We start from the raw sequence: 23,156 nt of genomic DNA on the forward strand, positions 1-23,156 counted from the left end.
ATTCCCGATTGGAACGATGTCTATACATTTTTTGGGATTTCAGCCGATATGGAGTCCGATTTTTCTGTTTCGTTTATCAATGTCGGTTCGGCTGATTGTACGCTGATTAAATGCGGAGATAAAAGCGTGCTGATTGACGGAGGAACAAATCTTGTGACCGATAAAATTACTGCCTATCTCAAACGCAGTTCGGTAACTCATCTTGATGCCGTAATCGTGTCACACCCCGACAGCGACCACATCGGTTCGCTGCCCGATATCATAGATGAATTCGGTACGGATGTTGTTTATTTCGGAAAATATTCCGACAGCCACAATATACCCGAATACGAAAAACTTGTTAATTCTATAAAAGAAAATAATATAAAAACCGTAATTCCGGTTTCAGACAAACCCGTTGAAATCGGAAATATGACCTTTAAATTTTATCAACCCGAAAAGGACTTCGGCAACACAAACGATAATTCGCTTGTAACAATGCTTGAATATGACGAAAAGCGATTTCTCTTTACAGGCGACATTTCGTCAAAAAGGGAAGAATCAATGGTTAATTCCGACAAAGAATTAAAATGCGATGTTCTCAAGGTTGCACACCACGGCAGTAAGTATTCTTCAAGTGAAGATTTTCTTGCAAATGCAAGCCCCGAAACCGCTGTAATAAGCGTTTCGGCTGACGATACGGCACTTCCCGATTACTATATAACAGCCTTGCTTAACAGCGTGTGCAAAAATGTTTATCGGACAGACAGCGATAAAACCGTTATGATAACAGTCGAAAACGGTGAGATTTGCACCAAAACTCATGCCTGAAAGGTTGACTATAAATTAAATAATGTTATAATATTATTGTTTAACTGACAAAAATCGAAAGGAATTTTTAAATATGGGAGTATATGAAGAACTCGTAGCCAGAGGACTTATCGCTCAGGTTACGGACGAAGAAGAAATCAGAGAGCTTGTAAACAGCGGTAAAGCCACATTCTATATCGGCTTTGACCCGACAGCCGACAGCCTCCATGTAGGTCACTTTATGGCTCTTTGCCTTATGAAAAGACTTCAGATGGCAGGCAACAAGCCAATTGCACTCGTAGGCGGCGGCACAGGTATGATCGGTGATCCGTCAGGCAGAACAGATATGCGTCAGATGATGACAAAGGAAACAATTCAGCACAATGTTGATTGCTTCAAAAAGCAGATGAGCCGTTTTATCGACTTTTCTGAGGGCAAGGCTCTTCTTGTAAATAACGCAGACTGGCTTCTTGATCTTAACTATGTTGAGCTTCTCCGTGATGTAGGCGCTTGTTTCAGCGTTAATAATATGCTTCGTGCAGAATGCTACAAGCAGAGAATGGAAAAGGGACTCAGCTTCCTTGAATTTAACTATATGATTATGCAGTCATACGACTTCTATGCCCTCTATCAGAAGTACGGCTGTAATATGCAGTTCGGCGGTGACGACCAGTGGAGCAATATGCTCGGCGGTACAGAGCTTATCAGAAGAAAGCTCGGCAAGAACGCATATGCAATGACAATCAATCTTCTCCTCAACTCAGAGGGTAAGAAAATGGGTAAAACCCAGTCGGGTGCAGTATGGCTTTCAGCCGAAAAGACAAGCCCCTACGATTTCTACCAGTATTGGAGAAATGTTGATGACGGCGATGTAATCAAGTGCCTTAAAATGCTCACATTCCTTTCGCTTGAAGAAATTGATGAGCTTGCAAAGCTTGAGGGCAGTGAAATCAACAAGGCAAAAGAAATTCTTGCTCATGAGCTTACAGAGCTTGTTCACGGCAAAGAGGAGGCTGACAAGGCTCAGGAGGCCGCAAGAGCAATCTTTGCCAACAAGACAAATACTGACAATATGCCTTCAACAACTCTTACAGAGGCTGATTTTGCAGACGGCGAAATCGGGATTCTTGACCTCATGAAGAAGTGCGGACTTATCCCTTCAAACGGTGAGGGCAGAAGACTTATTCAGCAGGGCGGTGTTTCTGTTGACGATGAAAAGGTAACAGATGTTTACGCAAAGGTTGCAAAGTCTGATTTTGAAAAAGGCTATGTTGTAATCAAAAAGGGTAAAAAGGTTTACCATAAGGCAATTCTTGGCTGATTTTGAAAATTAAATAAGGGGATTAGGGCAAAATGAAAAAGTTTTTTTCGGAGTTTAAGGAATTCATAATGCGTGGAAATGTGCTTGATCTCGCAGTCGGCGTTATCATCGGTGCGGCTTTTCAGGCAATCGTAACTTCTCTCACAAGCGACATCATTTCGCCGATTCTCGGTATCTTCGGCGGTGTCAACTTTGATCAGTTTCAGGTTACAATCAACGGCGCAACAATTATGTACGGTAAGTTTATCACAGCGGTAATCAACTTCCTGATTATGGCTTTCGTAATCTTCCTTATCGTAAAGCTTGTCAACAAGGTTATGTCACTCGGCAAAAAAACTGAACCCGAAGAAGCTCCCACAACAAAAAAGTGTCCGTTCTGTTTCAGTGATATTGATATCAAAGCCACAAAATGTCCCCATTGCACAGGCGATATCATCGACCTTACAGAAAAAACAGACGACAAAAAATAATATCGTTGTTACATAAACAGATATTACACAACTTAACAACCAACAAAAAGCCACAGTAGAAAGTTAAAATCTACTGTGGCTTTTTAAATTGAAAATTATGATTGAATGTAATATGTTACCTCTTGCACAATCTATGCCGTAGGGGCGTTCATCGGACGCCCGCAAGTAATTTAACAGAATATCCGATAAATATAATTCTATAAATGTGCCAAAATGATTGACAAACCGTAACAACGATAATTAAAATAAAAAATCGCTTGTTTTGTGTTTACACCCAAAACAAATGGCGAACACGGTTCGCCGCTACTGTTTGACAATTGCTTTGCAATATTAATGCTAAAATTCCCTAAAAAATATAATATAAAAGCCACGGCAAAATTTCCGTGGCTTAAATTATTTGTTGCTATTGCTGTTTTCGTTATTCTCATCATCTTCAAACACGATTATATCTTCAACCCTGCATTTGAAAATCTTGCACAAATCATCAATCTTAGTTGTGCTGATCCCCTGATTTTTCCTCAGTCTGTCAATTGTCGCACTGCTGATGTTGTGCTTGTTGATAAGAGTGTAGGTGCTCTCATTACTTTTCTCCAAAGTTTCCCAAAAGGGAGTGTATTTTATCATTAAATCACCTGTATTTAAAGGTAATATAAGATTTTGCACTTGACAATAGTTATAAATATGACTATAATACAAATATACAATAATATGCACACCCAAACAATAATTATGCGTATATTGTACAAATAAATAATTAGGGGGAATAGAGATGAAAAAGATAATTTCTGTTATGTTATCAATTAATATTGTGGTTTTGCTGTTTGTTTTTTCTGCGACTTTTTCTGTAGGTGCAATTACGCAGTCAGAATTTGATAGCAAGATAAATAGTTTGCGTTCACAGTACCCGAATTATAGTACTTGGGCTAATCAGAGTTTTGATGGTGGTACTGAATGCTATGGCTTTGCAAGACTTATTGGATATAATGTTTTTGGCTCATATCCATCTTCTTGGTCAAGAGTGTATAGCATTGATAATGTGAAAAAAGGTGACATACTTCAATACGGAAATACAAGCGGCAGTGGACACACTGTTTTTGTTACAAATGTTTCAGGTGATACTATTACTTTTGTAGATTGCAATGGTAACGGTAATTACAGCGGTTCATCTTATGTTAGATATTGTGGTATAAAGTGGGATAATACGATTAGTAAATATGGCAAGATGTTTAATAAATATAGCTTTTCTTATCTATTATCAAGTCCTCAACTTGACTCCGATATTACGACTGTTGATTTAGGTACGGATTTTTATGCGTCAATAACACATATTGCTTCATGGAATCACTTAACAGTTGAGGATAATAACAATGTTGATATTTGTTGGGAAACATATAGAGATAATCAATATTGGAAATTTTATAGACAATACGATGGTAGTTATAAAATTGTGTCAGCTAAGAATGATAAATGCCTTGATGTGGAAAATGGAAGCAGTGATGATGGTGCTAATATAGGCGTATATGAAAATAATGATACTGATGCCCAGCGTTGGTATATATATAAGTGCGGAAATGGTTATCAATTGAAACCAAAATGTTCTGACTGTGTAATGGAAATGAACGCTTGGAATTTTTATCAAGGGGTTAATCTTGTTTGTGGTACAAAAGATAATTCTGATGCAGAAATTTTTTCAATAAATAAAAGAAATTTTGATGAGCTTGCTGAAACTACATTGAATTATTCTGACAATAATGGCTCAATTACCTTTTCGTGGGATACTCCAAAATGCACATCTAATTATAATTTAAAAATATATAATGGTAATAGTGTGTGGAATGGTGAAGCTCCTATTAATATATGGAATGTACAGGAAAATAGTTATAATATAGAGTTAGGAGAAGGCACATTTACAGCTGTTTTACAGACTTATAACGCAATTCAAGATTATCATGAGTGTAAATCAATAACATTTACTACAAATGTTAGTAGTTATTCACCTATAAAAACTGTTGTTTCAAAAGGACACATATACGAATTGTATGATAAACCAACATCTTGGGAAACAGCAAAATTGGTGTGCGAAAATAAAGGTGGTCATTTAGCTACAATTACATCATCTGAAGAACAAAAGGTTATAGAAAGTTTAATTCGCTATGGTAAGAGGACATTTTACAATGTAGGTGCTACAAATCTTGAAAATATAAATGAATGGAAGTGGGTAACTGGAGAATCAATGAGCTATACAAATTGGGCAATTGGTGAACCAAATAATGTTGCAAATATAGAACGATATCTATCCGTATTTAATAATGAAAATTATCTTGCTCAGTGGAATGATACAACTAACGCTTCAACATCAGGGGTTTCTAATGGCTTTATTTGTGAATATGATGGATTAGCTTGTGATGTAGATTTAGATGGTTTGGTATCAGTTACTGACGCAACATTATTGCAAAAGTATGTTGTGGGTATAGCAACGCTTACTGATGACCAAAAGTTGCTTGCTGATTGCAACGGTGACGGAGTGATTGATGTTAGAGATGCTACATACATTCAGAAAATTATTGTAAAAATACCCGTATAAAATTTAAAAAATTCATAAATATTTTCACTCAACAAAAAGCCACGGCAGATTTTTTACTTTCTGCTGTGGCTTTTTAAATTGAAAATTATGATTGAGCGTAACATTGTTACTGTCTGCACAATTTTATATTAAAATACCAAAAACAAAAATACAATTCCGCAGAGGATTGCTATTGCTGCACCGACTATGACATCACGCACATAATGCACTCCTGCACACACTCTTGACACGGAAATTATAACCGCAATGAAGAGGTATGCAATTCCTGCCCACACATTGAACCGCAAAATTGCCATTGCAATGATGAATGCACTTGCGGTGTGGCGGCTCGGCATACTGTCGGGCTTGCTGTTCTTTGCAAAAACAGGCGCAACTCCGTACCGCACATACGGGCGTTCTTCTTTTATGATAATTCGCAGAAGTGTTATTCCCAAAAACACCCCCGCAGGCACAGTCAGCGACTTTAAAAACAAATCTTTTTGCCATAAAAATGTATATACAAGCAAAATCGGATAGCTTGCAAATACTGTCAGCGGAAAAATTTTATATACGAATTTCAACACATTTTTTGCGGATTTGTTATTCTTGAAGAAATCGGTCAGTTTAATATATTGTTCACGGTTAATTTTCTACATCTCCCAATGCTTTTTACACTCCGATTTTAACATAACCGTTACACTATTTCAACATTATATTTATCAAACCAGTAGTCAAGTTCGATTATATACGCAAGAATCTGCGGTGCTTTCATCAGCTGACCGTACCACGGATTTGTGATTTTATCGGGATTTTCAATGATATCTTCAATTCCTTTTCGGTTAAGCAGTTCGTTTAGAATTGAACGCTTTTTAAGAATTTTTCTAACCCTTTTTACACACTCATTGAAGTAAATCGGATTGTGCGTTTTCGGGTACGGGCTTTTCTTTCGCCAGCAAATTTCTTCGGGCAGAATATCCTCAAAAGCCTTTCGCACAATTCCCTTTTCACGGTTGCCCCATGCCTTTAATTCCCACGGCATATTGTACGCATATTCAACAAGTCTGTAATCGCAGAACGGCACTCTTACCTCAAGTCCGCTGAACATTGAGCATCTGTCTTTTCGCTCAAGCAGACATTGCATAAACCAGTAAAAATTCAGGTAGAACATCTCTCGCATTCGCCTGTCAAGGTCGGTGTCGCTTTTAAGCTTTGGGGCAAGGCTTATTGTGTCAAGATACCTTTGTCTGACATACTCCTCGCCGTTTTTCAGCACACCGTCCTTGAGAATGCTCCTGCGAATATCCTGACTTTTTGACCACGGAAAACAATCCTCAAAAAGTATTTCATGGTTGTGATACCACGGATATCCGCCGAAAAGTTCATCGGCACATTCTCCCGAAAGTGCAACGGTGTAGTTTTGCTTGATTTCTTTGCAGAAGAGCAAAAGTGACGAGTCAACATCAACATACCCCGGCAAATCCCTTGCCTGAACACTTTCATAAAGTGCGTCGCACACAAGCGTGTTGTCAAGGACAATTTCCCTGTGCTTTGTGTCGGCATTTTTTGACATCATCGAAATAAATTCGTAGTCGGGAGTAGGCTGAAAATTGCTCTTTTGAAAATATTTTTCGTTGTCACGGTATTCAACCGAGTAGGTGTTGATTTTGCCGAGTTTGTGTTCCTTGTTGTACATTGATGCGGTCTTGACAATTATACTGCTGTCAAGCCCTCCTGAAAGGAAAAAGCACAGCGGAACATCACTCACAAGCTGTCGCTGAATTGCATCAGTCAGCAGATATCTCGTCTTTTCAATGGTAGTTACTTCATTGTCTGTATGCTCTTTTGCCTCAACGGTGTAGTATTTTTTTCGGCGAAGCTTTGAGTGCCTATACATTGCACATTCGCCCGGATTAAGCTCAAATACTCCCTTGAAAACTCCGAACGAAGGCGTTCTTGCAGGTCCTAAAAAGAAAATTTCATTGAGTCCCTGTTCGTCAATTTGAGGCTTTACAATCTTGCTTGCAAGCAATGCTTTTATTTCTGACGCAAACAGCAAGCCACCGTTGTATTCATAGTAAAACAGCGGCTTAACGCCGATTCTGTCCCTGCACAAAAACAGAGATTTGTCGCTTGTGTTGTAGATTGCAAAGGCAAAAATTCCGTTCAGCTTTTTGCAGCAGTCCGCACCGTATTTAATGTACGATTTCAGCACAACCTCCGTGTCGCTGTGACCTCTGAAATGAAAACCCGATGCTTTCAGCTCCTCACGAAGCTCGGCTGTGTTGTAGAGTTCGCCGTTATAGACAATGACATAGGTCGTGTCCTTGTGACGAACAGACATCGGTTGTTTGCCATTTTCACGGTCAATTACAACAAGCCGCCTGTGCATAAGCGCCGCCCCTCGGTTAATGTACAAACCGTTTTCGTCAGGACCTCGCCTGTCAAGCGTTTCAGACATTCTGTTGAGCAAATCGATTCTTTCGCTCATATCCTGTGAGTGGTCAATCCATCCTGCTATTCCGCACATAAAGTAACCTCCGTCAATTTTGTTTGTAATTTTTGAGTGAATATAAAAAGCATAAAGCGGTAAAAAGCAAAGCCGCTCCCGAAAGGACAGTTCCTCCGAAAAAACTGAAATTTTCAACCGTTGATGTTGAAAAAACATCGGTTGTGACGGAGAAAAGTTTTATTCCTAAATGCGTAAGCAATGCGGTGATAAATCCTTGCAAAATTCTGCAAAAGAAAAATAACATTTTATTAACCTTAATATTTCCAAGTGCCGAGAAAATCTGAAAATGTACGCAAAGTCCGCTGAATCCTGCCGAAAATGCAACAACCTCAATCGGCAAATCTTTCGATACCGCAGTAACCGCATTGCAAACTTCCGTGAGTATCAAAAACGGTTTTTGAATATTTTCATCCGTAATGTGTGAGCAGAAAATCTCAGTAAATGCCGAAAACAGCACCACAAATGCACAGATTGCAAACATTCCTCTTGCACCGTCAAGAACAGACTTTACAAGTGCGTCACCTTTTTGCGGAGTGCTTATTAATATTTCCGAATTGGAATTATCATCAAGTTTGTTTCTGCAAACGAATTTTAAAGCAAATCCAAGTATAAAAACCGAGATGCATTGGGCGGCAAATATAATAAACCCGACTTCAATGCTTGAATAAAGCTGTACACCGATAAAATTCACAAGAAACCCCGGTCCCGAACACACCAAAAACAGACCTGCCCGTTTACACTCACTTTCACTTGCCGCACCTTTTTTATAAAGTGAATTTACCGTCTTTGCACCAACGGGATAACCTCCGACAAGCGAGAGAATTATTGCCGATGCAAAGCAGCCGTCAAGTCCGAAAAGCGGTTTTGTCAGCCATGAAAGATGTCTGCCGATTTTTTCTGCAAGACCGCTATCTGTAATATATGAGGCAAGCACCATGAAAGGGAAAAGTGACGGTACAAGCGTTGAAAGGCACAAGCCTATGCCGTTTTCAGCACCCTTTGAACATTCTTTTGAAAACAAAAGAGCCGTAATGCATAAAAGAAAAATTCCGATTGATTTAAAAATATTCACCGCCTTTACGGCACTTTTACTCAGGAACATATTAATCACCAATTAATATATATGACGGCAGTTGCATAAAAATAAATGAGAAACGAAAACAGGGGAGATTTTTTTGCCAAAGAAGAAACGAATTGCCGATAAAAACGAAAGATTGCCTTCTCCGATGTTTGATATGGGAACAATGCCGTATATAGAGATGCTCGGAAACCGCAGAATAACCGTTGAGGGTTCAACGGGGATTTTGCTCTATGACAGCGAAAGCATAAAAATTAATACCTGCAAAACCGTAATTTCATTTTGCGGGAGAGGAATGACATTGAAGTGCATTTCAAGCTCCTGCGTTGAAATTGAAGGCTTTGTAACCGATATCAACTTTCTTTCGTGAGGTGAAACTATGCTCCTTAAAATAATACGCTTTCTCAGAGGAAGTGTGGACTTTACCGCAAGCGGAAAATTTCCCGAAAGATTTATGAACATAACCGCAAAAAACGGTGTGAATCTCTGGAATCCCGTTCCGAAAAAGAACGCAATATCAGCCTCAATGTACCTTTCCGACTACAAAAAAATCAGAATCCTTGCACGCAAATCAAGGGTTAAAACAAGAATAACAGCCAAACACGGACTGCCGTTTATTATTAACCGCTATAAGAAGAGAACAGGACTTTTTGCAGGTGCGGTATGCGGAATTATTCTCTGTATTTTTCTTTCAAATTTTATCTGGTCGGTAAAAATTTCGGGTACAGAGGAAATCAGCAATACATATCTTGAATCGTTACTTGGTGATAACGGGATTTCTGTCGGTGTGTGGAAAAACAATCTCGATACAGATCAGATAGAACGCAATATTCAGCTGAAATGCGACGATATCCGCTGGATGAGCATAAACATAACGGGCAGTCTTGTCACGGTTGAAGTTAAGGAAACCTACAAAAAGCCTAAGCTTGACACCTCAAAAAATCCTTGCAATGTAAAAGCCGTTAAGGACGGAGTCATAACACGGATTCAGGCATATAACGGCAGACCTGTTGTTACAAAGGGCAGCGGAGTTGTGAACGGTCAGATTCTTGTCAGCGGGCTTGACGAAACCAAGCAGGGCGATATGCGTTACTTAAGAGCAAACGCAAAGGTTTATGCCGACATTACCGAACAGCAAACGCTTTCAATTCCGAAAAAAGTAACCTACAGTTACGCTGGTGAAAATTATGTTGACAGAAAAAATTTCAGATTTTTATGGCTTGATTTTCCCTGTAACCTTGCCTTTGAAAACTACGACAATTTTGTAAGCACAGTTCACGGAGAAAATCTGTTTATAAATGATGTTGTTCTGCCGGTAGGACTTAAAATCAGAACCGACCGTGAACTTGTAACAACCGAAAACTTTGTAAGTAAAAACAGGGCTGAGGAGATTGCAAAGGCTGATTGTATTCTCTATGAGATTTTTACAAAGAATAAAAGCAAGGTTATTTCAAAACAAATTTCCGTTAAAGAAAATAAAGGTAGCTACAGGGTGACAACAGATTATATTTTTAACGAAAATATTGCAGATCAGGTTGATTTTGATGTGACAGAATAGAAAAGTTGTGTTATAATCAATTTGTATGTTTTGCTTTGAACGACTGAAATTTTGCAATCGGACACAAACGGAGGGATAGCTATGAGAATTTTATGTATAGGTGATGTTGTAGGCAGTATCGGTTGTGAATTTCTTCGCAACAATCTTCCCACGCTCAAAAAGGTGAAAGGCGTTGATTTTGTAATCTGCAACGGTGAAAATTCCGCTGACGGCAACGGACTGACTCCCGTGTCTGCTAAGCATCTTTTTGACAGCGGAGTTGATGCAATTACACTCGGCAACCATTCTTTCCGCAGAAAAGAAGTCTATGACTGCCTTGACTCAAATCCCTTCATTGTCAGACCAGCCAATTTTCCCGAAAATTCAACACCCGGCAAAGGTATAATTAATGTTGACACAGGGCGAAGGATTGTGTCGATTATAAATATTATGGGTAATTCCTATATGGATAACAACCTGAATTGCGCTTTTGAATGTGTAGATAAAATGATTAAACAGGCTGAAAGCAAAATCATAATTGTTGATTTTCACGCAGAGGCAACGGGTGAAAAAAGGGCAATGGGTTATTACCTTGACGGCAGAGTTTCCGCAATGTTTGGAACACACACCCATGTTCAGACCTCTGACGCACAGGTCCTTCCGAAGGGAACCGGCTACATAACCGACACGGGAATGACGGGTACAATACATTCCGTTCTCGGTGTAAAGAGCGAAATTATAATTGCAAAGCTGAAAAATAAGCTTCCGCAGCGTTTTGACCTTGCAAGCGGAGAATGCAAAATGGAATGTACGCTTTTTGATGTTGATGACAAAAGCGGAAAGTGCGTTTCAGCCGAGTCAATGCGTATTGAATAACACAAATCAGCATAAAGTAAATTGTTTCCAATTGTCAAAAAATATGAAACAATCCCGATTAAGTCGGCTTTTTTTGCAGATAATTAGTGTATTATACTATTGCAAAAAACAAGCTGATAATGTATAATGTTATAATGTGAATTATTGTAAAACTGCGTTTGTCGGTGTAAAATCGGCTTATGCAGTTGATTAAGAAATGTACATTAAAAGGATGTGCCTAAATGATAAACGGACAAATTCTCAAACAGGCTGTTATTTCCGGTGCGAATAATATTTCAAACCAAAAAAACAGTATAAATGATCTTAATATTTTCCCTGTACCCGATGGAGACACAGGTACAAATATGTCAATGACAGTCAATGCGGCTGTTGCAGCGCTTGAAGATTTTGACGGTACCTGTGCAGGTGATGCCGCAGGTATCACAGCCTCTGCAATGCTCCGTGGAGCAAGAGGCAATTCGGGTGTTATCACTTCACTAATCTTCCGTGGCTTTGCCCAGGGACTTAAAGACATTGAAGAAGTTGACGGCAAAAATCTTGCCGCAGCACTCGGAATCGGTGTTGACGCCGCTTACAAGGCTGTTATGAAACCGACAGAGGGAACAATTCTCACGGTTGCAAGAATGGCTTATGAGGCAGGTATCGAAGCCGCTAAGTATGACAGAGATGTTGTGTCTGTATGGCAGACAATCGTTGACAAGGCTAACGAGGCGCTTGCAATCACTCCTCAGCTTTTGCCTGTGCTTAAAAAAGCAGGCGTTGTTGACGCAGGCGGTAAGGGTCTTTGCGTAATCTTTGAGGGTATGCTCTCTGTAATTAAGAACGGCATTATGATTGAAGCTGACGATGACACAGCTCCTGCAACCGTCAGCACATTTGAAAGTGCCGCCGCTGAATTTGACGATGACATCAGATTCACATATTGCACAGAGTTCATCGTTGGCAGAAATGCCGAGATTGAAACTGAAATCGGCGAGCTTCGCAGTTATCTTGAATCAATCGGTGATTGCGTAGTTGTTGTAAATGATGATGAGATTATCAAGGTTCATGTTCATACGGAACAGCCGGGCAATGCTCTTTCAAAAGGACTTGAGTTCGGTCAGCTTCTCACGGTTAAGGTTGAGAATATGAAGGAACAGCACAAGAATGTCAAGTCAACAAAGAAAAAGGCTGAAAAGGAAAAGTTTGTTCCCGCAGAACCTGAAAACGATTTCGGCTTTGTTGCAGTTGCCGCAGGTAACGGTCTTAGAGACCTTTTTAAAGACCTCGGTTGTGACAATGTTGTTTCGGGCGGTCAGAGTATGAACCCGAGTACAGACGATATCTATGAGGCAATTATGGCAACTCCTGCCAAGAATGTTCTCGTTCTTCCAAACAATAAAAACATCATTCTTGCCGCAGAGCAGACAATCCCGATGGTAAAAGACAGAAATGTCATCATTGTTCCGACAAGAACAATTCCGCAGGGTATGACGGCAATGCTCAACTTTGATCCCGAGATTTCTGCCGAAAGCAACGCACAGCTTATGACGGACGCACTTGCGTCTGTGGGCACAGGTCTTGTAACCTTCGCCGCAAGAAGCAGTGAATTTGGCGGTAAAAAAATCAAAGAGGGCGACATTATCGCTCTTGAAAACGGCAGGCTTACAATCACAGAAAAGAGCACAGTTAAGGCTCTTGTCAAGCTTGCAAAGGATATGGTCAGCCGTGACACTTCATTCATTACTCTTATCTACGGTGAGGATGTAAGTGAGGAAGAGGCAGAAAAGGCATACGGAGAGCTTCGTGAAAAGTTCGGTTCAAGAACCGATATTACTCTTGTAAAGGGCGACCAGCCTGTTTACTACTTTATTCTCAGTGTAGAATAAGCATTTAAATCGGATTTTTTCAGGGAGCATAATTTTTACGGTTATGCTCCCGTTTTGTATAACGGAGGTGCGGTATGACATCACTTTATAAAACTCCCGTTACAAATTTGAACGGAATAGGTGAAAAGCGTGCCGCACTTTTTGCAAGACTCGGGATTAAAAGCGTTGGAGATTTGATTAATTTCTATCCACGCACATACGAGGATTGGAGCAACATCAAGCATATTGACGAGCTTGAATATGGTGAAACCGTCTGCATAAAGGCTGTTGTCGCAACATCTGTAAACGATACCCGAATAAGCGGCGGAAGAATTATTTCCAAAACCGCAGTCTATGATGAAACGGGTTCAATTCAGCTTGTGTTTTTTAACAATAAATACATCAGCTCAATGCTCAGACAGGGCGGAGAATATTTCTTCTACGGAAAAATCTCATCCGACAGCTACGGAATGCAGATTGTATCTCCGACTTTTGCTCCTGCTGTCAAGGGAACACAAATCCGTCCGATTTACAGACAAACGGCAGGACTTCCGAGTAAATCGGTTGAATCAGCCGTACGACAGGCACTTTCAATGCTGCCGTCAAAAATTAAGGATCCTTTGCCCGATGCCATAAGAGAAAGATTTGACCTTTGCTCACTCAGACAGGCGTTGTTTGACATTCACTTTCCGAAGAACCGCCAACAGCTTGAAGCAGCCCGAAAAAGGCTTGTTACCGAAGAGCTTGTTGTGCTGAACCTCGGAATGAGAAATCTGCGTGACCACAGCAGAGGAGTAACCTCTCTTGAAATCACAAAGGATTATTCAAAAGAATTTGAATCGCTTTTGCCGTTCACAATGACAAATGCCCAAAAACGGGCGGTGTCGGACTGCATAAACGATATAATCAACAAATCATCTCCGCTGAACCGACTTGTTCAGGGCGATGTAGGTTCGGGCAAAACGGCTGTGGCAGCCTCGGTCTGCTACACGGTTGCCAAAAACGGATTTCAGACCGCATTCATGGCGCCGACTGAAATCCTTGCCCGACAACATTACAAAACATTTCAAAAGCTTTTTGAAAATACGGATATCAAGGTTGGTCTGCTGACAGGCACACTCAGGGAATCCGAAAAAAAACAAATCAGAAAATCACTTGCAGACGGTTCGATTGATATGGTAATCGGAACACACGCTCTCATTACCGATAAAACCGAGTTTAAAAATCTTGCGCTTGCCGTAACCGACGAACAGCACAGATTCGGCGTTGCGCAAAGAGCAAAGCTTCTCGGCAAGGGCAACAATCCGCATCTGCTTGTTATGAGTGCCACCCCGATTCCGAGAACACTCGGACTTATCATTTTCGGCGACCTCGACATTTCAATAATTGACGAACTTCCGCCGTCAAGAAAACCCGTGAAAACCGTGTTGCGAACTTCTGCAATGCGTGGCGGAGTGTATGACTTTATCCGCAGTGAAGTAAAACACGGCAGACAGGCGTATATAGTTTGTCCCCTTGTTGAAGAAGGCGAGCTTGACGATGTTGCGTCAGCCGAAGAATATGCCGCAGATTTGATGTTGCGGGAATTTCCTGACATAGCAGTCGGCATAGTTCACGGACAGATGAAGTTTGATGAAAAAGACGAGGTTATGCGTAAGTTTGTCGAGAATGAGTATTCCGTTCTTGTTGCCACAACGGTAATAGAAGTCGGCGTTGATGTTCCGAATGCTACGGTTATTGTGATTGAAAATGCCGAAAGATTCGGACTTTCACAGCTCCATCAGCTGAGAGGAAGGGTTGGCAGAGGCAGTTCGCAGTCCTATTGTATTCTCATCAGCGACAAGGGCAGTAAGACAACAAGAGAACGGCTTGAGGTCATGTGTTCAACGAACAACGGTTTTGTCATTGCCGATGAAGATTTGAAAATGAGAGGACCCGGCGACTTTTTCGGTCACAGACAGCATGGACTTCCGCAGATGTCAATTGCCGATTTTGCCGACACAAAAAGCCTTGAACTTTCTCAAAAAATTGCAGACTGCATAATGGACCGTTACGGCGATATCCGAAACGATGAAATACGATTGTTAAAAGCAGAGGTAGACCGCCTGTTTGAGCGTGGCGGACAAAATGCTTTAAACTGAAAAACTATAAATGGGAGAATTAAGTAAATGAGAAAAACCATAACCAAAACACTTTCACTTCTCTGTATGCTTTGCATCATTATCTGTTCCGCTTTCACATCGGCAGGCGCTGCGTCCTATCCTAATGATGTAAAAACCGAGTCGGACTCAATCCTTCTTGTAAATATGGATTCAGGTCAGACCGTGTATGAAAAAGACGCCGACTCAAAGCGTTACCCTGCATCAACAACAAAGATTATGACCTACATAATTGCGGTTGAAAACATTGCCGATCTTGATAATACAAAAATTCCGATTAAGCAGTCGGTTCTTGATGTTCTCAAAAACACAGGCAGTTCCCTTGCAAATGTTGAAAATCATGTCGGCAAGAGTATGACTGCAATCGATTTGCTTTACAGCATGATGGTTCCCTCGGGTAATGATGCCGCAATGGTTCTTGCCGATTATATCGGAGAAGGCAATGTTGATAACTTTGTCAAGCTGATGAATGAAAAGGCAAAGGATCTCGGTTGCGAAAACACTCATTTTGCAAATCCTGACGGACTTCACGATCCCGACCACTATACAACCGCCCGTGATATGTACAAAATCACAACCTATGCTCTCACTCTTCCTCGCTTTGAAGAAATCACAAATACCTGTACATACACTTGTGACGGTGACGATACAGCCCTTGTAACAACCAACTACCTCATTGATGCCAACCGTGGCGGTGAGTATTACTATATGTATGCAAAGGGCATCAAAACGGGTACGACTAACGAGGCAGGCAGATGTCTTGTAACGACAGCGTCGGCAGACGGCTATTCATATATGGCAATTCTCCTTCACGCACCGTATGAGGAAGGTGTGACCGAGGACTACGCAACAATGACCGATGCGGCAGACCTTTTCCGCTGGGCGTTGACAAGTCTTGAAATGAACACGGTAGCCACCTCGTCAAAGCCGCTTTGCGAAGTAAAGGTTAACCTTGCATGGGGCAAAAACAGTACATTGCTTTATCCCGAAACCGACCTCAGTGCAATTGTTCCGAAAGACTGCACAGATGAGAATATAATTATTGAACAGGATGTTCCCGAAAGCGTTGACGCACCGCTTGACAAAGGCTCGGTAGTCGGCAAGGCAACAATCTATTACAAAGCAGATGCAAACAGCGAAAAGCAGAAGCTTGCCGAGGTTAATGTTGTTGCAGGCGAAAAGATTGAACGCAGCGGAATTCTCTATGTGTTCAACATCATCGGCACAGTATTCCAGTCCTATTGGTTTATCGTGATTATCGCTCTTATCATTCTCGTTCTCATCATTTACCTTATTATTTCAAAAATTCACGGTAAGCGTAAAAGAAAGAAGAGAAATGTTAAGCATTACCGCAATCTCTGATGCAATAAAAGTGTAATTAAATTGTAAATTTTCGATACTTGAAATTTGAAAACGGTATGTTATAATTATTTTAGGGAATAATTATTCGGAGGTTTTCATATGAAGTGTCCATATTGCAGTTATGAAGAAAGCAAGGTTATCGACTCTCGTTCTGCCGATGACGGCGAAAGAATCCGCAGAAGAAGAGAGTGCCTGAGATGCGGCAAACGCTTTACCACACATGAGGTGATTGAAACTGTTCCGATAATTGTTGTTAAGCGTGATAAATCCCGTGAGGTTTTTGACCGCAACAAGCTTACAGGCGGAATTCTCCGTGCCTGTGAGAAGCGTCCCGTTTCAATTGAACAGATTGAAAATATGGTCAATGATATTGAGGCTCAGCTTCAGTCAAGCCTTGACCGTGAAATCACTTCAAAGCAAATCGGTGAGCTTGCAATGGATCAGCTCAAGAATATTGACGAGGTTTCATATGTCCGTTTTGCGTCTGTTTATCGCCAGTTCAAGGATATTAACACCTTTATGTACGAACTCAATAAGCTTCTTACTGAAAAGAAATAGTTTCTTATAAAGAATAATTCCGATACTGTACAGCCTTTCTCGGTTGTACAGTATTTTTTTGCGATGTACCGTCGCTCTCCGTTTGTGCAGATAGTTTGCAATATCAAAAACATACTATGCCCGAGCGTAAGTATAGCGATTGCTTTTGCAATTTTAAATAGAGGAGTTCATCGGATGCCCACAAGTAACAGCAGAATATTTAATCTAAGAGTGTTGTACGGAAAGCAACCTATGCAGTTAATTAAAAATTATACGAAAAAATCAAAAATGCCTCTTGACTTAAAGTCAACTTCAGGGTGTAATATATTCCTGTAAAGTAAAAAACAAACTGAAAAATAGTAAAAATTCTGAAACAAAGGAGATTTACAATGGCAAAGTTAATTGCATTTTATTCACGAGCAGATGAAAATTATTTCGGCGGTCAGTACCGCTATGTAAAAGTCGGCAACACCGAAAAGGTTGCAAAAATGATTTCAGACCTCACAGGAGCCGATATGTTTAAAATTGAGCAGAAAGTTCCGTATTCCGCAAACTACAAGGAATGTGTTGCTCAGTCGGTTAAAGACCTTAAATCAAAGGCAAGACCCGAACTTGTTTCATTGCCGAATCTTGACGATTACGATGAAATTTATCTCGGCTATCCAAACTACTGCGGAACAATGCCTATGGCGGTTTATACTTTCCTTGAAGCATTTGATTTTACGGGCAAAACAATTCATCCGTTCTGCACTCACGAGGGAAGCGGACTTTCAAACACAGTCAATGATATTAAAAATACTGCCAAAGGTGCAACCGTAACAAACGGACTTCCCGTGTTCGGAAGTGATGCCGATAAGGCAGAAGGCATTGTTAATGATTGGATTAAAAAAATTTAATTGCACAGGGAGATAATATTATGAAAATTGCAGACAAGTATGAATTTGAAAAGCAGAATGCATTCGGCACAGGCACTCCCAACACAGCTTATGCAAAATATTTTATCGGAGAGTCATACCTAAATCCACTTACAAAGCCAGAGGACGGACTTCACCTTTTAAATGTAACATTTGAACCTGGTTGCCGTAACAATTGGCACATTCACCACGCAAAGAGCGGCGGCGGTCAGCTCCTCATCTGCACAGCAGGTGAGGGTTGGTATCAGGAAGAAGGCAAAGAGCCTGTAAGCCTTACACCGGGTAAGGTAATCGTAATTCCAGCCGAGGTTAAGCATTGGCACGGTGCTAAAAAGGACAGCTGGTTCTCACACATCGCAACCGAAATGCCGGGCGAAGAATGTTCAAACGAGTGGTGTGAACCCGTAACCGATGAAGAATATAATAAACTCGGTTAATCGAAAGGTGGTTTCTGAATATGAAAAAAGTTATCGTTTATTATTCCTATCGTGGCAACACAAAAAGCATTGCCGAGATGATTCAGAAAAGCACGGGTGCTGACATTGCAAGAATCGAAACTGTTGTTCCGTATGACGGAGACTACAACTCGGTTGTAAATCAAGGACAGGATGAAGTAAACAGCGGATATTGTCCCAAAATAAAACCGCTTAATATTGACCTTAGCAAGTATGACGAGGTAATTCTCGGAACACCTGTTTGGTGGTACACTTTTGCCCCTGCAATGCACACATTTCTCAAGGAAAATGACCTTTCGGGCAAGACGGTTTATCCGTTTGCAACCAACGGCGGTTGGATTGGTCACACATTCAAAGATTTTGCAAATGCCTGCGGTACAGCCGATGTAAAGCAGGGAATGAATATCCGTTTTGATGAATCGGTTCTGCGTACACCAAAGTCTGAAATTCAAAAATGGATTGATTCAATTAAATAAGCCTTTCTGTAATGCGGTTCTACCGCAAAAATAAAAAAACTGTACAGCCTTTTTCGGTTGTACAGTTTTTGTTCTATATACTATTGTTTGCCCGACCTAACATTGTACGAATTTGCACAATTTGAGCCGTAGGGGATTGTTAATCCTACCCGATAAAGCCTTGAACGAACACAATAACAATCAGCACGGGGAGTGCGTATTTAAGGTACGGCTTCAGCACTCTTGAAAGTTTAAGACCTTTACCCGTGTTACATTCTTCAAAGTAATTGTCAAAGCCCCAGCCGAATTTTGTTGTGCAGAACAGGAGGTAAACCATTGCGCCGATCGGAAGAAGAAGGTTGCTGACAACGAAGTCCTCAAGGTCAAGCACACCCTTGCCGAGAATGTTGAAGTCGCTCCAAATGTTGAATCCGAAAATACACGGCAGACACGCAAAGAACATAATAATTCCGTTGATGATTGACGCCTTTGTTCTGCTCATGCCGAATGTGTCGGTAAGAAAAGCAACAAGGTTTTCAAATACGGCAATAACCGTTGAAAAGCTTGCAAATGTCATAAACAGAAAGAAAAGCGTACCCCAAATCCGACCGCCCGTCATATTTACGAAAACATTCGGAAGCGTCACAAAAATAAGGGCAGGTCCTTGGTCGGGCTGAACGCCAAATGAGAAGCAAGCAGGGAAGATGATAAGTCCGGCAACAATTGCAACAAAAGTGTCCGATGCACAAATCTGAACAGCCTCACCGTAAAGCGTGCGGTCTTTGTTCATATAACTGCCGAAAATTTCCATTGATGCGATTCCGAGTCCGAGTGTGAAGAATGCCTGACTCATTGCGGATGTGATTACCTTGCCGAGTCCTACATCTTTAACCTTTCCAAAATCGGGAACAAGATAAAAGCTCAATCCTTCTCCCGCATTTGAAAGCATCATACTGTTGATTGCAAGAATGATAATCAGCGCAAGCAACGCAAGCATCATAACCTTGCTGACCTTTTCAATGCCCTTTTGAAGTCCTCGACTGCATACAAAAAATCCGAATACAACGATTATCGCAAGCCATATAATCATCTCAACAGGCGATGTCATAAGGTCGTTAAACACTCCCGAAACCTGTTCTGAGTTCATTCCGCTTTTAAATGTTCCCGTTGCAAATTTATAGAAGTAATCTAACATCCACCCCGAAACAGGTGAGTAGTTCACTAAAAGTGTACCATCGTATGAGTCAAAACAAATTATACATAAAGAAGTATGTCGAATTATAAATAGTTATGTTACGAGCCAGTAGGCTCTTTTTTTATACCCAAATTTAGGTCGTAAAAGTCTATTAACAGGTAATTTGTATAAATATAAGTATTTTATATTGCCAGATTTTACAAAAATAAAACAACGTTCAAAATTATATTTACAACTTTGCATAATGTGATATATAATAACACTATGCAAAAAATATATGCTAAACCAATAACATATTCACCGTATAACCAAAGTGAGGTGATAAAAACAATTTTTAGTAAAAATTAAGAAGAGGTGATAGTTGTAAAAAGAAAATGAGATTGTTACAGGTGAGCCTGATGAGGGTGAATCGAAAACAAGATACAAGAAAAGAAAGCGAACAAGATGAAATGTAAAATTCATCAAAAACAATCGCTCTATGGTTAAGTTTGTCGAGATAAATAGGTCATTTAGAGAAAATTTCTCCAAATAAACGGATACATATTGACTTTTTTGTAATTCTCCTTTACAATATTAAATAAGAAGGAGAGATTGATAATGCTTATTAAAGTGACAGTTGAGAATTTTAAATCGTTTTCTGAACCAACAGAGATGACTATGATTTCTTCTACAAAAATTCAAAAAGGCACTGATCATAGGGTTAAAATTAAAAGTACGAATATACTTAAATACGCAGTAATCTATGGTGCTAATGCGGCAGGTAAATCTAATCTTATTGATTTTTTTTGGTTTTTGAAAAGTACGCTTAATGATACAATTCCTATGGTAGCTACAAAATGGTTTTGTAAATGTAAGGAAGAAAATATAAATAAGAATAGCTCGTTTGAAATTCAGTTCACGATTGGTGATAAATTCTATGCTTATGGTTTTACGGCTTTATTAAATCAACGAAGAATCACATCTGAGTGGTTATATGAGCTTTATCAAAATGGTAATGCAAAATGTTTATTTGAAAGAAATGAAGAAGAAAAATTTCCACACTTGGGCGAAGATGTAAAATTAAACAAAATTGATGAAGCAAAATTCAAAACATATACTGATGATTTTGATGGTAATGAATCAATTTTGTTTCTTACGGAAATGAATAGAAACAAAAAATATTCTGAAGACTCCAAGCTGGTTTTCTTCAAGGAGGTTTATAGTTGGTTATCACAAAACATAATTATCGTTAAGCCTAATACTTCTTTTGATAACTTTCAATATTATAATGATGAAACATCCTTAGAGTTAATCAATAAATTAATAAAAACCTTTGATATTGGTATTGATAAAGTTAGAGTTGAAAAAACTGATTTTGAGGAATTTAGAAAAGCTTTACCGGCTAAGGTTTTTGATTTAGTTATGAAGGACATACGAAACAAGATGGCTCACAAGTCATTATATTCTTCGGCACGAATGACCATGAGAACTGACAAAAGCTTTTTTACTGTTACTTTGGATGACGATGAACCGATTGTATCTACTTTGAAACTCTATCATGGAAAATCATTTTATGATTTTAATTTCGATGAAGAATCAGATGGTACAAGAAGAATTTTCGATTTACTCGATATGTTACTTAACAAAAACGATGACATTATTTATGTTGTTGATGAATTAGAAAGAAGTCTTCATCCAAAACTTACAGAACATTTTCTTGAGCTTTTTATGAATTTCCATAAAGGCCATAAAACTCAGTTGTTGTTTACAACCCACGAAGCATCTATTATGGAGCAAAAGCTTTTTAGACGTGATGAAATATGGTTTGTTGAAAGAGATGGAAATAACACAAGTAATGTTTATTCGTTGGATAAGTTCAAAGAAAGATATGATAAAACATTGAGCAAAGCTTATCTTGAGGGGCGTTATGGTGCAATTCCTGTGTTTTCTAATTTTGATTTGACGGAGGAATAAATATATGGCACCGGTAAGAAGTTATTATAATTGGAATCAAAGAAAGAGCGACACAAATGAGGCTATAGAGCCTTATAGAAAGTATTTCTTTATTTGTGAAGGTGCAAATACTGAAACGTGGTATTTCGAAAAGCTGGTTGACTATAAAAAAGAATTGGGAATTAATCCTAATATTGATATTTGCTTTCTCGAAAAGACTCAACAAGATAAGAATATATCTTTCCCCAGAAGACTTATAGAGTTTGCCGAGGAGCAAAAACTTAACTCAGATATATCTTTTGATGCTGAAATGGATAGGATGATTATCGTTTTTGATGCAGATATTTTCGAAGAAAAAGTTAAGAATTTTGATGAAGTTGTAGCATTTGGAGAAAATAATAATATACTTGGTATATCTAATCCTGCATTTGAATTGTTTTTACTTTTGCATTATAAAGATGCTTATGAGAAATATATTAAACCAAATGAAAAGGAGATAATTTCTAACGAAAAGGTAGGAAATCAAAGATATATAAGAAATTTGTTTACTCAGGTGTCTGGTATTAATCCAAAGAAAAATAAATCTATAGGAGAACTGGTTAAGCAAGTTGATTTTGCAATCGTTGAAGAATGCAAAATTAATGAAGATATCCACCAATGCTCAGGACAGGTAACTTGTAACATTGCAAAGATAATCAATGATATTCGCAATAACAAAGCAATTTAATAATACGCAAAAGAGTTAAGTCAAGAAATAAAAATTTCTTGGCTTTTCTTTTTGCGATAAAATAACAGAAATGGAGGTATGAATAAGTGCCATATATAGACCCTAAAGTAGTGCTTGAAGCAAAGAAAATGAACTTGCTAACCATTCTTAAAAACTTTGAGCCACACGAACTTGTAAGACTTGATAAGAACAATTACACCACACGAACACACGATAGCTTGAAAATTTCAAACGGAAAATGGATGTGGCTTTCTCGTGGGATTGGAGGTACAACAGCTCTCAATTATCTAATTGAGGTTAAAGGTTATAGCTTTATTGAAGTGGTGGAAACAATCACAGGTAAACAGGTTGTAGTTGTTCCAAAACCTATCAAACAGGATAATAAATATTATGATAGACCACTTCTACTATAGTGGTTCAGTTCACTATA

22 protein-coding genes are annotated in these 23,156 nt (G+C 39.4%); 17 read left to right on the plus strand and 5 right to left on the minus strand.

Annotated elements, in window-relative coordinates; translation table 11 throughout:
* The first annotated feature begins 48 nt into the window (after positions 1 to 48).
* The 3 genes from AC2HW8_RS07690 to mscL all read left to right on the plus strand — a co-directional run bounded on the left by AC2HW8_RS07690 (position 49) and on the right by mscL (position 2,580).
* On the plus strand, positions 49 to 810 hold the full coding sequence (locus AC2HW8_RS07690) for a ComEC/Rec2 family competence protein (protein WP_484327377.1): 762 nt from the start codon (positions 49 to 51) through the stop codon (positions 808 to 810).
* A gap of 73 nt (positions 811 to 883) precedes the next feature.
* On the plus strand, positions 884 to 2,110 hold the full coding sequence (gene tyrS / locus AC2HW8_RS07695) for a tyrosine--tRNA ligase (RefSeq protein WP_303665081.1): 1,227 nt from the start codon (positions 884 to 886) through the stop codon (positions 2,108 to 2,110).
* Positions 2,111 to 2,142: 32 nt separating this feature from the next.
* A complete protein-coding gene (gene mscL / locus AC2HW8_RS07700) occupies positions 2,143 to 2,580 on the plus strand; it encodes a large conductance mechanosensitive channel protein MscL (protein ID WP_101029152.1) in 438 nt (145 codons plus the stop codon).
* Between the two features lie 393 nt (positions 2,581 to 2,973).
* Here mscL and AC2HW8_RS07705 read toward each other — a convergent pair whose 3' ends face one another.
* On the minus strand, positions 2,974 to 3,204 hold the full coding sequence (locus AC2HW8_RS07705) for a helix-turn-helix domain-containing protein (protein WP_303665938.1): 231 nt from the start codon (positions 3,202 to 3,204) through the stop codon (positions 2,974 to 2,976).
* Positions 3,205 to 3,349: 145 nt separating this feature from the next.
* Here AC2HW8_RS07705 and AC2HW8_RS07710 point away from each other — a divergent pair, with 145 nt between their 5' ends.
* A complete protein-coding gene (locus AC2HW8_RS07710; RefSeq protein WP_484327378.1) occupies positions 3,350 to 5,164 on the plus strand; it encodes an RICIN domain-containing protein in 1,815 nt (604 codons plus the stop codon).
* A 128-nt stretch (positions 5,165 to 5,292) separates the two neighbouring features.
* Here the strand turns inward: AC2HW8_RS07710 and AC2HW8_RS07715 are convergent, their stop codons facing one another.
* The 3 genes from AC2HW8_RS07715 to AC2HW8_RS07725 form a co-directional block, all read right to left on the minus strand.
* Positions 5,293 to 5,598, minus strand: a complete 306-nt coding sequence (locus AC2HW8_RS07715; protein WP_302307646.1) for a phosphatase PAP2 family protein — start codon at positions 5,596 to 5,598, stop codon at positions 5,293 to 5,295.
* Between the two features lie 239 nt (positions 5,599 to 5,837).
* Positions 5,838 to 7,670: an asparagine synthase (glutamine-hydrolyzing) gene (gene asnB, locus AC2HW8_RS07720; RefSeq protein WP_484327379.1), complete on the minus strand. Its 1,833-nt coding sequence runs from the start codon at positions 7,668 to 7,670 to the stop codon at positions 5,838 to 5,840.
* Between the two features lie 13 nt (positions 7,671 to 7,683).
* Complete coding sequence (locus AC2HW8_RS07725) at positions 7,684 to 8,754, minus strand: nucleoside recognition domain-containing protein (protein ID WP_484327380.1); 1,071 nt, start codon at positions 8,752 to 8,754, stop codon at positions 7,684 to 7,686.
* Between the two features lie 73 nt (positions 8,755 to 8,827).
* Here AC2HW8_RS07725 and AC2HW8_RS07730 point away from each other — a divergent pair, with 73 nt between their 5' ends.
* From AC2HW8_RS07730 to AC2HW8_RS07775, 10 genes are all read left to right on the plus strand, one after another.
* Positions 8,828 to 9,100, plus strand: a complete 273-nt coding sequence (locus tag AC2HW8_RS07730; protein WP_021884105.1) for a YabP/YqfC family sporulation protein — start codon at positions 8,828 to 8,830, stop codon at positions 9,098 to 9,100.
* Between the two features lie 9 nt (positions 9,101 to 9,109).
* Positions 9,110 to 10,288, plus strand: coding sequence for a sporulation protein YqfD (locus AC2HW8_RS07735; RefSeq protein WP_484327381.1), 1,179 nt, complete (start codon positions 9,110 to 9,112; stop codon positions 10,286 to 10,288).
* A gap of 81 nt (positions 10,289 to 10,369) precedes the next feature.
* Positions 10,370 to 11,143 carry a TIGR00282 family metallophosphoesterase gene (locus AC2HW8_RS07740; protein WP_015524141.1) on the plus strand — a complete coding sequence of 258 codons (774 nt, stop codon included), beginning with the start codon at positions 10,370 to 10,372 and terminating at the stop codon, positions 11,141 to 11,143.
* A gap of 221 nt (positions 11,144 to 11,364) precedes the next feature.
* On the plus strand, positions 11,365 to 13,011 hold the full coding sequence (locus AC2HW8_RS07745) for a DAK2 domain-containing protein (protein ID WP_484327382.1): 1,647 nt from the start codon (positions 11,365 to 11,367) through the stop codon (positions 13,009 to 13,011).
* Positions 13,012 to 13,085: 74 nt separating this feature from the next.
* Positions 13,086 to 15,131, plus strand: a complete 2,046-nt coding sequence (recG, locus tag AC2HW8_RS07750) for an ATP-dependent DNA helicase RecG (protein ID WP_484327383.1) — start codon at positions 13,086 to 13,088, stop codon at positions 15,129 to 15,131.
* A gap of 27 nt (positions 15,132 to 15,158) precedes the next feature.
* Entirely contained in the window at positions 15,159 to 16,511 is a 1,353-nt protein-coding gene (locus tag AC2HW8_RS07755) for a D-alanyl-D-alanine carboxypeptidase family protein (RefSeq protein ID WP_484327384.1), read from the plus strand.
* 99 nt (positions 16,512 to 16,610) lie between these two features.
* Positions 16,611 to 17,069, plus strand: a complete 459-nt coding sequence (gene nrdR, locus AC2HW8_RS07760) for a transcriptional regulator NrdR (RefSeq protein ID WP_295024058.1) — start codon at positions 16,611 to 16,613, stop codon at positions 17,067 to 17,069.
* Positions 17,070 to 17,437: 368 nt separating this feature from the next.
* Positions 17,438 to 17,944 carry a flavodoxin gene (locus AC2HW8_RS07765; protein ID WP_021884110.1) on the plus strand — a complete coding sequence of 169 codons (507 nt, stop codon included), beginning with the start codon at positions 17,438 to 17,440 and terminating at the stop codon, positions 17,942 to 17,944.
* Positions 17,945 to 17,964: 20 nt separating this feature from the next.
* Positions 17,965 to 18,399, plus strand: a complete 435-nt coding sequence (locus tag AC2HW8_RS07770) for a cupin domain-containing protein (protein ID WP_296640718.1) — start codon at positions 17,965 to 17,967, stop codon at positions 18,397 to 18,399.
* Positions 18,400 to 18,419: 20 nt separating this feature from the next.
* The gene (locus AC2HW8_RS07775) at positions 18,420 to 18,893 is read left to right on the plus strand and encodes a flavodoxin (RefSeq protein ID WP_046433678.1); all 474 of its coding nucleotides are present in this window, start codon (positions 18,420 to 18,422) and stop codon (positions 18,891 to 18,893) included.
* A gap of 145 nt (positions 18,894 to 19,038) precedes the next feature.
* On the opposite strand, the gene AC2HW8_RS07780 is transcribed toward AC2HW8_RS07775, so the two are convergent.
* Positions 19,039 to 20,094: a sodium-dependent transporter gene (locus AC2HW8_RS07780; protein ID WP_484327385.1), complete on the minus strand. Its 1,056-nt coding sequence runs from the start codon at positions 20,092 to 20,094 to the stop codon at positions 19,039 to 19,041.
* Between the two features lie 570 nt (positions 20,095 to 20,664).
* Here AC2HW8_RS07780 and AC2HW8_RS07785 point away from each other — a divergent pair.
* From AC2HW8_RS07785 to AC2HW8_RS07795, 3 genes are all read left to right on the plus strand, one after another.
* Positions 20,665 to 22,020 (plus strand): AAA family ATPase, encoded by a 1,356-nt coding sequence (locus tag AC2HW8_RS07785; RefSeq protein ID WP_101070935.1) that lies wholly within the window; start codon positions 20,665 to 20,667, stop codon positions 22,018 to 22,020.
* Between the two features lie 4 nt (positions 22,021 to 22,024).
* Complete coding sequence (locus tag AC2HW8_RS07790; RefSeq protein ID WP_484327386.1) at positions 22,025 to 22,726, plus strand: RloB family protein; 702 nt, start codon at positions 22,025 to 22,027, stop codon at positions 22,724 to 22,726.
* An 86-nt stretch (positions 22,727 to 22,812) separates the two neighbouring features.
* Positions 22,813 to 23,139, plus strand: a complete 327-nt coding sequence (locus AC2HW8_RS07795) for a hypothetical protein (protein ID WP_484327387.1) — start codon at positions 22,813 to 22,815, stop codon at positions 23,137 to 23,139.
* The last annotated feature ends 17 nt before the right edge of the window (positions 23,140 to 23,156 follow it).

This window comes from Ruminococcoides sp. (genome assembly GCF_057037865.1).